The organism is Advenella sp. FME57 (assembly GCF_014897675.1).
In the GTDB taxonomy this organism is placed as follows: Bacteria; Pseudomonadota; Gammaproteobacteria; order Burkholderiales; family Burkholderiaceae_B; genus Advenella.
On record NZ_JABUXU010000001.1, the window covers coordinates 460,091 to 472,191 of the forward strand.

The following is a 12,101-nucleotide window of genomic DNA, read 5'->3' on the forward strand; positions in this document are numbered from 1 at the left end:
GAGCTTGGTCGCAAGCAATTTAAAGCGGTTGCAGCGGCTTATCGAATGGGGCGTCTTTTTCCGCCGGCTTTTCACTGATCTGATAACCGGTATTGACTTCGCTGGCGACCAGATCAATGGAACGCGCAGGCTGAAAAGAATGCGCCTGAGCCAACGGCCAGCATATTTCGAAAATTTTCAGGCGATAATTGCCTTTGAGCAAATCTCCCTTTTCCAGCTCCGGATAAATCGCCGATAGTACTTTGACCTCAGAACTGGATATGCGCCGCACCACATGGTGCGCCCGCAATTGTTCAGGATGAGTCAGTCCGGCGGCCTGCAGCAGTTCGGCCAGGGCGTGCACCGAATTGCGATGAAAATGGGTCACCCGGTCGGCCTTGTCCGTCACAACAATGGCGCGCTGTCGCGATGGATCCTGGGTAGCCACGCCGGAAGGACACTTGCCGGTATGACAGGCCTGCGCCTGAATACATCCCACGGCAAACATAAAACCACGCGCGCTGTTGCACCAGTCGGCGCCCAACGCCAACGTTCTGAGCATATCAAAGGCGGAGATAATTTTTCCCGACGCACCAATCTTGATGCGGTCACGCAAACCGACACCCACCAAAGCATTGTGCACTAACCTCAAGGCTTCTTTAAGCGGTACGCCCATATGATCGACGAACTCCACGGGCGCCGCCCCGGTCCCGCCTTCGGAACCGTCTACCACAATAAAATCTGGCGTGATATCGGTTTCCAGCATCGCCTTGACAATGCCAAACCATTCCCAGGGATGCCCGATACACAGCTTGAAGCCGACGGGCTTGCCGCCCGACAGCGTGCGCAGGCGCTGAACGAACTGCAACAGCTCAACCGGCGTGCTGAATGCCGAATGCGCCGCTGGCGAGTCGCAATCGACGCCTGGCGTGACGCCACGTACCTCTGCAATTTCAGCAGTGACTTTGGGGCCTGGCAGGATGCCGCCATGCCCTGGTTTGGCGCCTTGCGACAACTTGATTTCAATCATTTTCACATTGGGCAAGGTCGCTTTCTGTGCAAATGCGCTATCGGAAAAATGTCCGTTTTCATCCCTGCAGCCGAAGTAACCGGAACCAATGTTCCAGATCAAATCGCCACCAGCTTCAAGGTGATAGCTGCTGATTCCGCCTTCTCCTGTGTCATGGGCGAACCCACCGGCCTTGGCCCCGCGGTTAAGCGAGCGGATGGCGTTGGCCGATAGCGCGCCGAAGCTCATTGCCGAAATATTGAACACCGATATGTCATAGGGCTGCCTGCACTGCCCTTGCCCCACAGTAATCCGGAAATTGCGGTCAGGAATATGGCTGGGCATCATGGAATGATTGACCCATTCGTAATCGTCGCTATAGACATTTTCGATCGTACCAAAGGGCCGCTTGTCAATTTGCTGCTTGGCCCGCTGATAGACAATAGAGCGCTGGGCGCGCGAAAAAGGCAGCCTATCGGTGTCGCTTTCAATGAAGTACTGGCGCAATTCCGGCCGAATGAATTCCAGCAGAAACCGCAGGTTGCCGATAACCGGATAATTGCGTTTGACCGAATGGCGAGACTGAACAAGGTCATGAATGCCGACCAGTGTCAGTAAGAGACAAACAAGCGCGGCTACATACCACGCCGGGGCAACAGTGATGCCAAGGATCAGGTAAACAACAGCGCCAAGAATGACGAGAAAAAATGCCAGAAATCGGACTGGAAATAACGACAGCATTGTGCACCTTTTATTGAACATCGGGTAGCATAGAATACGACTTATACATGACAATATCAAAGGTCGTAAAAAAGCCTCGCCGCAAAGCGAGGCTCGTATTGCCACTTACAAGGTACGTGGCAATGCAGGCAGCCGATATTATTTGGCTGCTGTTTTTGGCGCGATGGCCTCGACAACGGATCCGGCAACCTGATCATCCCGGACCATGAAGAGGAAATCGTTGTTCTGGCGAATACCTGTGAGGGACGCCAACTGACCACCTACAGTTGTCGCATAGCCCTGTTCCTTGGGCGCTGCATTCAAAGCGGAGACACCGGCGGGATTGAGGGACAGTTTGACAAAAGAGCGGCCTTGACTGTCGCGGACACGATCAACACTCGTCAGATTGGCACGAGTAATGATCGGTGTTTTGCTGACATAAATGGTCTGTTTCTCACTCAGCTTAACAGGACGATAACTTTTGATGACTTTGTCAGAAGCCAGGAACACGTCTACTGCAGTACCTTTTGCAGCCGGGGTCTGTGCAGTGGTGCCGGGATTGCTCTCGGTACCAGTCTTCATTGAGTTACATCCGGCCAGAACTGCAGCCAGAGGAAGCACAATCAACGCAACTTTTCTGGATAATTTCATAGTATTTCCTAATTAAAACTAATTTGAGAACAACTTCGCATAAAGTCGTCCGTTTACGTTACAACAGATTCAGAGAAAAAACAACGCTCAATTGTTAACAATGTTCAGAGTGAATACTGCAAGCAACGCAACCGGCACAACAAAACGAAGACCCGGGCGGTATTATCTTGTACCGCGAATAATGTCAGCCGCTGTCTTGGCATTGTTCAGCGTGGCCATGGGCATCAGCAACACGCCGTCATCCACGGCGCCAGGCGAGGCAATCGTTGTCGAAAAAATGGAATCGTTCAGGCTGGCCAAAACCATTTTTCCCTTGATGGCTTTGCCGGAAATTTCGGCATTCAGCTTGCGGGCGCCTTCCGGCGTGACGCGCAGCCCCAACGCGGGACGATCACCAGCCTTGGTCACGAAGACATTCTTGATATCGGAACGGGTGAGAATCGGGCCCACCCCCTGGTAGGTCTGGTCTCCAACCTGCAGTGGAATGGTTTTGGCTGACTTGCCCTTGGTCGCTTTAGGCTTGGCAGTCGAACCCACATACACTTCCAGGTTACCCGCGCCGGTCGCCTGAACCGCAGTCGCTGGGCTGCCGGGAGCCGCTGATGTCGCGGCAACGGTTCCGGAAGTGGCCTTTTTTTCAAAAAAACTGCATCCCGCAACAGCGGTCGTTACCGCGGCGACCATAACAAGCGTAATTAATTTCATAGTTTGCCTTTTTTAATAAAATGAAAAAAATGCTGCAAGAACACAAAGCAGAACGTTCGCCTGCCCGAATTTAATCATTAAAGCCGGGTAAATTCATTGCAAAATGTGAATGAAGCAAGTTGTATGTGGAGAAAAAGAAGGAGAGGCAGTTAACATGGAGGATCGTCCGTTGCCACAGGTCAGCCGGTAACCACATGATCAATGAAAATAGCCCCGGCATTTGTCGCTGTCCGACAGATTGATCGTATTTGTCCCCGGAACAAGCCGTACTTTTTTGGCTAGCAATCCGCCATACTGGACAGCGCCCGAGAAGGGTTTGGTATCCATCCAGTAAAGCCGCGTCGTAAGGTAATATTCGCCTGACGGTACGTTGGTGAACGCAAATTGGCCGAAAGAGTTGGTTTTGGACGCATAGGCCCTGGCTGCGTAGCGTGGATCTGCTTTGCCCGCCAGCACATTACCGCGACGACAGACCACGTTGAACCACTGTTCGCTCATGGCCGATACGGGATTGAGCACGACGTCGACGTTTCCACCGCTGCGTTCTCCGCCATTAATGGCATCATAAATGAACGCGCGCCCCACCAGCATGGTGGGCTGCCCGATTGGCAGGGCGTAGGCGCTTTCGTCATACTCAATTCGCACCACTTGTTCGCGCGGGGAATGGCTGATTGAACGGTCTCTGCCCGTTTTGGTAGAGGAACACCCTGCGAGCACAGCCGCTGCAATGATCGCAAGAAGGACTTTGGTTGAACGCGACATGAGTACCTGTAAACTGATTTGAATAGTTCGCTTATCATAGACTAACTCCGCGGCAATTACACTGCAAATGTTAAAATAACGGTAAAGTTAGGCAACGGAAATTGGCTTGAAAGCAACTTGCTGGAAAATGACAAATGAAGAATATCAGAGTCTGGGATCTGCCTTTGCGACTGTTTCACTGGCTATTGGTTTTCTGTGTGGCGGGCGCCTATTTCTGCGTCAAGTCTGCCGGCATTACCGAGGGCTGGCTGTCGGAAACAGGCCTGGACTGGATGACCTGGCATTCGCGTTTCGGCTATGCCGTGCTTACCCTCATTCTTTTCCGCCTCATTTGGGGCGTCGTTGGCCCCTATTACGCGCGGTTTACGCAATTTATCGTGGGCCCGCGGAAAATTATCGCTTATGTACGTACAATAAAATTACACACAATGACATGGGCAGCTGGCCACAACCCATTGGGCGCGTGGTCCGTGGTTGCCATGTTGCTGGCTTTCGGCGTGCAGGCAGCCAGCGGGCTCTTTGCCAGCGACGACATTCTTTTCGAAGGCCCGCTAAGCGGACTGGATCCGGCGATCAGCCGCTTTTTCAACAGTATCCACCACGCCAGTGAATGGGTGCTTGTCGCGCTGGTGGCGCTGCATCTATGTGCAATTGCCTATTACAGTGTGTTTCGCAGGCACCCCCTGATACGCGCCATGGTAACTGGCGACGTCCCGGCTGACCGGCCTATGGATGCAAAAGCGCCAGCGCGCAGCCAGGATAATGCCGCAACCGCCATCCGGGCGTCCATCGTATTGCTGATCTGCGCCGCTTTCGTATTCTGGCTCTCGCAATTGTGAGCTGGCGGGGTGCAACATCACAGGCAGCGCGTGCCTTTAACAGCGCCAGCCATGCTATCTGTGACGTTTCTTTACATTTGGAATATCCGTTTACGCCCGATGTGACCGGGGTGCAGCATGGCTGTTCCTTCAGCGCAACAACTTATCCGCAACAGTGTGCCTGCCACCCGTGATTGCCGGAGGGCTGGCATAACTATTGTTAAAGTTTAGTCATCCTTGCGGTAATTGTCGTGACAGGCCTTGCAGCTTTGGCCAACCCCGCCGAAAGCCACCTTGATTTTTTTCATATCGCCAGATGGCGCTTCGGCGGCAAGCCGGTCTACCGCAACCAGCATTTTATCTTTGGCCTTGTTAAAGCCCTCAGGGTCTGAAAACACCTCATCTTTTGCATCCCCGCCCTCTGTGCCTTTGTAGAACGCTTCAAATGGCAGCGGCGCAAGCGTCTTGAGCAGATTCGCGTATTTGATGAACGCTTCCTTGTCGTAGGGCTGTTCGCCCTTGACCATATGGCCCATGCGCTTGAAATTATCCCCAATAAATTCCATGCCATGATGACGATAATCCTGAGCTTCTTTGGTTTTGAGAAACTGCGCATTTGCCGTCAAGGACAGCAGGGTCAAACAGCTAGCAACAACAACCGATGTTTTCATTACATTGACTCCCGGATAAATGACCCGCCTATGATAGCGCATATACGTCATTATTTGCCATCACCAAAAAGCACAAGGGGCAGTCGACACATTGTTCGACTGCCCCTTGCTGGTCTGTCTGAGCTGACTGATATTGCTGCCTGGCCATTCATCCAGCCGTCGCGTCACATCAGGCCGCGCCAAATCGTAACCGGTATCGGTTCGGTATTAGCGAACTGATGTGATGACCAAATTTGGCTATCAGATTTTAGCTGCCAGTTCTGCTGCCAGGCCGATGTAGCTGCGCGGTGTCATCTGCAGCAATCGCTGCTTCGCATCCTCGGGCAATTGCAGCCCCTGGACAAACGCACGCAGTGCTTCTTCAGTAATTCCACGACCGCGCGTCAGTGCTTTCAACTGCTCGTAAGGTTCGGGCAGGCCATGACGACGCATCACGGTCTGCACCGGCTCGGCCAGCACTTCCCAGCATTGGTCAATATCGCGATCAATTGCCTGCGGATTGAGTTCCAGTTTGCCCAGCCCTTTGCTGCATGAGTCCCAGGCAACCATGCAATAGCCCAGGGCAACGCCCAGATTGCGCAACACGGTGGAGTCGGTCAAGTCACGCTGCCAGCGCGACACCGGCAGTTTCTCGGATAAGTGCTTCAGGACCGCGTTGGCAAGCCCGATATTGCCCTCGGAGTTTTCAAAGTCAATGGGATTGACCTTGTGCGGCATGGTCGATGATCCCACTTCGCCTTCGCGCAGACGCTGTTTGAAATAGCCCAGTGCGATATAGCCCCAGATGTCCCGGTTCAAGTCAAGCAAAATGGTGTTGGCGCGTGCAATGGCATCAAACAGCGCAGCCATCCAGTCATGTGGTTCGATCTGGATCGTATAGGGATTCTGTGTCAGGGACAAATCGGCCAGCACCTTTTTGCTCAGCGCGGGCCAGTCCAGTTCCGGATAAGCCGAATAATGCGCGTTGTAGTTACCGGTTGCACCGTTAAGCTTGGCCAGGGGCTTGACCGCGCAAATAGCGGCAATCGCCGTCTCCAGTCGCGCTGCCACATTGGCAAACTCCTTGCCCATGGTTGTGGGACTGGCCGGCTGGCCGTGCGTGCGGGCCAGCATGGGTTGCTGCGCAAACTGACGGGCATCATCCTTCAATATCGACAGCAGGTTCTGCAACGCGGGCACAATGACCTGGTCACGTGCACGCGTCAGCATCAGGGCGTGCGACGTATTATTGATATCTTCCGAAGTGCACGCAAAATGGATGAACTCCGCAGCGGCCGACAGTTCATCATTACCCGCCGCTTTCTCTTTAAGCCAGTACTCCACGGCCTTGACGTCATGGTTGGTTTTTTTCTCGATATCCTTGATGCGCTGGGCATCGGCTTCGCTGAAATCCTGAACCCAGCTGCGCAAGGTGTTTTCGGCATCAGTAGAGAATGCCGGCAACTCGCTCAGGCCAGCCTGCGACAGCGCGATAAGCCAGGACACCTCGACTTCCACACGATGCGCCATGAAGCCGGCCTCAGACAAAAAGGGCCGCAAGGCTGCTGCACGAGAGGCATAACGACCGTCCAGCGGAGATAACGCATTGAGCGGAGAAATCGAATCTGAAATATTCATAATGAAATAAAAAAATAAAAGTGAGAATTACCGGCAGACGGTCGTTGCCCTGCCGGACGAATTTCAGGCAATAATGCCGCCACCCAGACAGATATCGCCGTCGTATAGGACGCTGGACTGACCGGGTGTAACAGCCCATTGCGCCTGGGAAAATTTCAAATGTAATCGGCCCGGATCGCTGCCCAGGATCAGTTCGCACGGCGCGTCTACCTGACGATAGCGCGTCTTGGCCCCGTACGGTCCTGCAACAGGCGCATGTCCGGCCACCCAGCTGACATCTTCGGCACGCACCTCGTGCTGCAGCAGCCACGGATGATCATGGCCCGACACCACATACAGGGTGTTGTTTTGCAAATCCTTGCGAGCAACATACCAGGCGTCGGCAATGCCATCATCATTCTGACGGCCTTTGACACCGCCGATGCCCAGTCCCTTGCGCTGGCCCAGGGTATAGAAGGCAAGCCCGTGATGCTGCCCGACTTGCTGGCCATCATCGGTAAGAATGGGGCCTGGGTTAGTAGGCAGATAGCGATTCAAAAATTCCCGAAAGGGGCGCTCGCCAATAAAGCAGATGCCTGTGGAATCCTTTTTCGCCGCATTGGGCAGACCCAGCTTATGGGCAATCTGGCGCACTTCGGTTTTGTCAATTTCACCCAAGGGAAACAACGCCTTGGACAGTTGCGCCTGATTGAGCCGGTGCAGGAAGTAGCTCTGGTCCTTGCTGGCATCCAGCCCCTTGAGTAGTTCATACTCGGTGACGCCATGCCGTTGCACCGCCCGCACGCGTGCATAATGCCCGGTCGCTATGTAATCGGCTCCCAGGGTCAGCGCGTGATCCAGAAATGCCTTGAACTTGATCTCGGCATTGCACAGGACATCGGGATTGGGCGTGCGGCCGGCAGAATATTCCCGCAGGAACTCCGAAAAGACACGATCCTTATAGTCGGCGGAAAAATTGACCGCTTCGATGTCCACGCCGACCAGATCGGCAACGCTGGCTGCATCGAGCCAGTCCTGACGGGTTGAGCAGTATTCGGAATCATCGTCATCTTCCCAGTTTTTCATGAAAAGCCCGATGACCTCATAACCCTGCTCTTTGAGTAGCCAGGCGCTGACCGACGAATCTACGCCGCCGGACATGCCCACCACCACACGAGGTTTTACAGAAGATTGTTCATTCATGGACGATATTTTACCGTCCTGGCTGCCCAAACGGGGAAATCAGCGTCTTCTAGGCACTTAAGGCAGTATCGACCACTTCAACCCAATGGCGTACCGGCGTCTGGGTTCCGGTTTGCAGATGGGACATACAGCCCATATTGGAGGTAATGATGACTTCAGGCGAGGTTTTGCCGATGGCTTCAAGCTTGCGATCACGCAGGCCCGTGGCGATTTCCGGCTGAAGAACCGAATACGTCCCAGCAGAACCGCAACACAGATTGGCCTCGCCAAACGCCTTGAGGTCAAATCCCAGATCGGCCAGCAACGACTCGGTCAGTGGACGCAGCCCCTGCCAGTGCTGGAGCGTACAGGGCGGATGAAATGCAGCTGAGGCCGGTAGCGGCTTTTTGAATTTGGCCTTCAGTGTCGCCGCTTCGGGCGCAATCACTTCGGCAATATCCTTTACGTGCTGAACCAGATAGCGCGCCTTTTCCACATACGCAGGTTCGTTGCGAAGATAAAACGGATACTCTTTGACGAACGCCCCGCAACCGGACGCGTTCATGATGACGGCCTCCACCTGGCCTGATTCCAGCAACGGCACCCAGGCGTCGATATTGCTTTTCATCTGGGCGATGCTGCTGTTTACCTTATCCAGATGGAAATTGACGGCGCCGCAACATGTATTGCGACTGATATCCACAGATGAAATTCCCGCAGCATCCAGCACTCTTATGGTCGCAGCGTCGATCGATGGCATCAGCGCAGGCTGAACACACCCGAGCGGCACCAGCACCTGGCGTTGGTGGCGACCGACCGGCAGCGCCCCCGCTGGGCGAGCCTCCGGCAGTTTGGCCGCCAGTGTGGCCGGCATGAAGGAGCGCAACATGCGGCCCAGTTTCACCGCAGGCGCAAAGGCTTGGGAGTTCAGACCCGCCGCCAGCAGTGTGCGCCGAAAACGGTCTGTCGGCGTACGGGTAACGCGTTCTGCGACCAGTTCGCGGCCGATATCGACCAGATGACCGTACTGCACGCCCGACGGGCAGGTGGTTTCGCAATTGTGGCAGGTAAGACACTGGTCCAGGTGCTTCTGAGTGATACTGGTAGGCTCCTTGCCCTCGACGATTTCCTTGATCAGGTAAATGCGCCCACGCGGACTGTCGCGCTCATCGCCAAGTATCTGATAGCTGGGACAGGTGGCAGAACAGAAGCCGCAATGCACGCATTTGCGCAAGATTGCGTCTACTTCTTCGCCATAGCTGCTGTTTTTTGCCCAGTCGGCAAGATTGGTCTGCATGATACGTTAGATATTCCTGAGTAACCGGCCTGAGTAAAATGTGCCCAACGGGTCTAAATTGCTCTTGAGACGGCGGGTAATGGCGGCAATCCCGGCACTGACCGGCTGGAACACACCATCGACGGGCTGACTGACGCCGGCTCCGGCTCGAAACAGCGTCGCGTGCCCGCCGCGTTGCGCAGCGGCATGACGAATGTTGGTCACATCGCTAACCTGTCGCAGCCAGCGCTGCGCACCTCCCCACTCCAGTAGCGGAACCGATTCGTTTACAGTGTCGGCCAAAGGCGGCACAGAAACGCGCCAGACGGTATCGCCAAAAAACGGATGGGTATGTTCTCTGAGCGATAGCCATAATTCTTTGGCCACCTGCTCATCTACCCGCTCGCCGCCCAGGACGCCGCACGCCTGTTTAACGGCGGGCTGCGCACCGGATACGCGCAGATAGAGCACGCCCTGCTGTGTATCGCCCTCTGGGATCCAGGCTGAGGCACTGATACCCAGCGCCTTGGCCTGCCACTGGCCAAAGCATTCGAATGCTTCCTTCAGGGTACATTGCCGCTGCAGTGTGACTTCGCAAATCGGCTTGGGCAGCACCTTGAACGAGATTTCCAGAATAGGGCCGAACACGCCCATGGAACCGGTGAGCAGGCGTGACATATCGTAGCCGGCCACATTCTTCATCACCGTGCCACCAAAATGTAATTGCTGCCCTTCTGCATTGAGCAACACTGTGCCCAGCACAAAGTCACTGGCCCCGCCGGCGGCCATGCGTCCCGGGCCGGCCAGCCCTGTGGCAATGGCACCGCCGATGGTTGCCTGTTGGCCAAAATGCGGCGGCTCCCATGCCAGGCGCTGATTCTCTTGGTCCAGCGCGGCTTCGATGTCGCTCAGTAGCGTACCGCAACGGGCAGTCATGACCAGCTCTGATGGTTCATAACTGATGACCCCGGTATAAGGCGTCACGTCCAGCTCGACCAGTTGTTCGGTTTCGGCGATCGCGTTGCCATAGAAGGCTTTGGAGCCGCCGCCGCGAATGACAATCTGCTTGCGGCCCGCCACAGCTGCGGCAACCTGTTCTGCCAGATCTTCTTTAATGAATTTCATAAGATACTTAGAAACGTTCGATATCGGGAAAAGCGATCTGACCGCCGTGTACATGCATGCGACCATATTCGGCACAACGATTCAATGTCGGAATCTGCTTTGTCGGATTGAGCAGCATATCGGGATCAAACGCTTTTTTCAGCGCGGTAAAGGCATCGAGCTCTTCACGAGTAAACTGCGAACACATCTGGTTGATTTTCTCCAGACCCACGCCATGCTCGCCGGTGACCGTGCCACCCACCTTGATACACAGCTCCAGGATATCGGCACCGAAATCTTCAGCACGTCGCACTGAATCCGGGTCGTTCGCATCAAACAAAATCAGCGGATGCAAATTGCCATCGCCCGCATGGAACACATTGGCGCAACCCAATTGATATTTCGCTTCCATTTTCACCATTTCATTGAGCACATAGGCCAATTGGCTTTTCGGAATCGTGCCATCCATGCAATAGTAATCAGGCGATATGCGACCGGCGGCGGGAAATGCATTTTTGCGGCCGGCCCAGAAACGCAAGCGTTCCTCTTCGGAACTGGAGGTTTGCAAACGCGTCGCACCGCAGTCGGAAAATACTTTTTCCATGCGTACGATTTCGTCTTCAACCTCGGTCTCAGTGCCGTCCGATTCACACAGCAGAATCGCCTCGGCATCCAGGTCATAACCGGCCTTCACAAACGGCTCGACCATATGGGTTGCGCGCTTGTCCATCATTTCAAGGCCGGCAGGAATAATGCCCGATCCGATAATATTCTTGACCGCCTCGCCCGCCGCCTCAACAGAGGCGAAGCTTGCCATGATGACGCGTGCCAGTTGCGGCTTGGGAATGAGTTTGACCTTGACTTCGGTCACAATGCCAAGCATGCCTTCCGAACCGATAAAGACCGGCAGCAGATTCAGACCGGGTGCGTCGGGTGCATCGGCACCCAGTTCGAGAATGTCGCCATCAATCGTCACAATCCGCAAGCGGATGACGTTATGAACCGTCAGGCCATATTTAAGGCAATGCACACCACCGGCATTCTCGGCAACGTTGCCGCCGATTGAACAGGCAATCTGGCTGGACGGGTCAGGCGCATAATACAGGCCGTATGCTGCGGCCGCTTCGGACACTGCCAGATTGCGCACGCCGGGCTCAACGATAGCGGTGGCTGCCTGCGGGTCGATATGTCTGATTTTGTTGAGTTTGGATACGCCCAGCAACACACCCTGCGAATGCGGCGTCGCGCCGCCCGACAGGCCTGTACCTGCCCCGCGCGGCACCACGGGCACGCCCATTTTTTTACAGGTTTTCAGAACGTGAATGATTTGTTCCTCGTTTTCCGGAAGCACAACCACGCCTGGCATTTCCTTGAAAAGCGTCAGCCCATCACATTCAAATGGTTTTTTTTCTTCAACACGGGATAGCACACAATGCGCCGGCAGACCGCGATGTAATTCGGCGATCAGTTCAGAAAAATCCGGTCCGCTTTCAGCGGCCTGCGGCGCATGTCGCAGCTGCGCACTCACATCCATGACAACCCTTTTTTATGACAACTGATATAAAGCTTAAGTATACCCTGACCGGCCACGAACCAAAACGTGATTAACCCTAATGATTGTTCACTCC

Annotated in this window: 11 protein-coding genes; 1 reads left to right on the top strand and 10 read right to left on the bottom strand. The window is 54.6% G+C overall.

Annotation, left to right across the window (positions count from 1 at the left end):
* Window positions 1-19: 19 nt before the first annotated feature.
* From INT32_RS02085 to INT32_RS02100, 4 genes are all read right to left on the bottom strand, one after another.
* Window positions 20-1,729, bottom strand: a complete 1,710-nt coding sequence (locus tag INT32_RS02085) for an FMN-binding glutamate synthase family protein (RefSeq protein WP_193087058.1) — start codon at window positions 1,727-1,729, stop codon at window positions 20-22.
* A gap of 138 nt (window positions 1,730-1,867) precedes the next feature.
* Window positions 1,868-2,359 carry a hypothetical protein gene (locus INT32_RS02090; protein ID WP_193087059.1) on the bottom strand — a complete coding sequence of 164 codons (492 nt, stop codon included), beginning with the start codon at window positions 2,357-2,359 and terminating at the stop codon, window positions 1,868-1,870.
* Between the two features lie 162 nt (window positions 2,360-2,521).
* Window positions 2,522-3,064: a hypothetical protein gene (locus INT32_RS02095; RefSeq protein ID WP_193087060.1), complete on the bottom strand. Its 543-nt coding sequence runs from the start codon at window positions 3,062-3,064 to the stop codon at window positions 2,522-2,524.
* A 198-nt stretch (window positions 3,065-3,262) separates the two neighbouring features.
* The gene (locus tag INT32_RS02100) at window positions 3,263-3,826 is read right to left on the bottom strand and encodes a carboxypeptidase regulatory-like domain-containing protein (protein ID WP_193087061.1); all 564 of its coding nucleotides are present in this window, start codon (window positions 3,824-3,826) and stop codon (window positions 3,263-3,265) included.
* A 134-nt stretch (window positions 3,827-3,960) separates the two neighbouring features.
* Between INT32_RS02100 and INT32_RS02105 the strand changes: the two genes are divergently transcribed.
* Window positions 3,961-4,665, top strand: a complete 705-nt coding sequence (locus INT32_RS02105; RefSeq protein WP_193087062.1) for a cytochrome b/b6 domain-containing protein — start codon at window positions 3,961-3,963, stop codon at window positions 4,663-4,665.
* Between the two features lie 206 nt (window positions 4,666-4,871).
* Here INT32_RS02105 and INT32_RS02110 read toward each other — a convergent pair whose 3' ends face one another.
* The 6 genes from INT32_RS02110 to INT32_RS02135 form a co-directional block, all read right to left on the bottom strand.
* Entirely contained in the window at window positions 4,872-5,315 is a 444-nt protein-coding gene (locus tag INT32_RS02110) for a cytochrome c (protein WP_193087063.1), read from the bottom strand.
* Between the two features lie 240 nt (window positions 5,316-5,555).
* Window positions 5,556-6,932 carry an adenylosuccinate lyase gene (gene purB / locus INT32_RS02115; protein ID WP_193087064.1) on the bottom strand — a complete coding sequence of 459 codons (1,377 nt, stop codon included), beginning with the start codon at window positions 6,930-6,932 and terminating at the stop codon, window positions 5,556-5,558.
* Window positions 6,933-6,995: 63 nt separating this feature from the next.
* Entirely contained in the window at window positions 6,996-8,114 is a 1,119-nt protein-coding gene (gene mnmA, locus INT32_RS02120; protein WP_193087065.1) for a tRNA 2-thiouridine(34) synthase MnmA, read from the bottom strand.
* Window positions 8,115-8,163: 49 nt separating this feature from the next.
* Window positions 8,164-9,390: a glycolate oxidase subunit GlcF gene (gene glcF, locus INT32_RS02125; protein ID WP_193087066.1), complete on the bottom strand. Its 1,227-nt coding sequence runs from the start codon at window positions 9,388-9,390 to the stop codon at window positions 8,164-8,166.
* Between the two features lie 6 nt (window positions 9,391-9,396).
* Window positions 9,397-10,494 carry a glycolate oxidase subunit GlcE gene (glcE, locus tag INT32_RS02130; RefSeq protein WP_193087067.1) on the bottom strand — a complete coding sequence of 366 codons (1,098 nt, stop codon included), beginning with the start codon at window positions 10,492-10,494 and terminating at the stop codon, window positions 9,397-9,399.
* A 7-nt stretch (window positions 10,495-10,501) separates the two neighbouring features.
* A complete protein-coding gene (locus INT32_RS02135; protein WP_193087068.1) occupies window positions 10,502-12,007 on the bottom strand; it encodes an FAD-linked oxidase C-terminal domain-containing protein in 1,506 nt (501 codons plus the stop codon).
* Between the last annotated feature and the right edge of the window lie 94 nt (window positions 12,008-12,101).

Excerpts from the sequence above, each read along its gene's own strand:
- INT32_RS02085 (WP_193087058.1), bottom strand. The coding sequence starts at position 1,729 with ATGCTGTCGTTATTTCCAGTCCGATTTCTGGCATTTTTTCTCGTCATT.
- INT32_RS02090 (WP_193087059.1), bottom strand. The coding sequence starts at position 2,359 with ATGAAATTATCCAGAAAAGTTGCGTTGATTGTGCTTCCTCTGGCTGCA.
- INT32_RS02095 (WP_193087060.1), bottom strand. The coding sequence starts at position 3,064 with ATGAAATTAATTACGCTTGTTATGGTCGCCGCGGTAACGACCGCTGTT.
- INT32_RS02100 (WP_193087061.1), bottom strand. The coding sequence starts at position 3,826 with ATGTCGCGTTCAACCAAAGTCCTTCTTGCGATCATTGCAGCGGCTGTG.
- INT32_RS02105 (WP_193087062.1), top strand. The coding sequence starts at position 3,961 with ATGAAGAATATCAGAGTCTGGGATCTGCCTTTGCGACTGTTTCACTGG.
- INT32_RS02110 (WP_193087063.1), bottom strand. The coding sequence starts at position 5,315 with ATGAAAACATCGGTTGTTGTTGCTAGCTGTTTGACCCTGCTGTCCTTG.
- purB (WP_193087064.1), bottom strand. The coding sequence starts at position 6,932 with ATGAATATTTCAGATTCGATTTCTCCGCTCAATGCGTTATCTCCGCTG.
- mnmA (WP_193087065.1), bottom strand. The coding sequence starts at position 8,114 with ATGAATGAACAATCTTCTGTAAAACCTCGTGTGGTGGTGGGCATGTCC.
- glcF (WP_193087066.1), bottom strand. The coding sequence starts at position 9,390 with ATGCAGACCAATCTTGCCGACTGGGCAAAAAACAGCAGCTATGGCGAA.
- glcE (WP_193087067.1), bottom strand. The coding sequence starts at position 10,494 with ATGAAATTCATTAAAGAAGATCTGGCAGAACAGGTTGCCGCAGCTGTG.
- INT32_RS02135 (WP_193087068.1), bottom strand. The coding sequence starts at position 12,007 with ATGGATGTGAGTGCGCAGCTGCGACATGCGCCGCAGGCCGCTGAAAGC.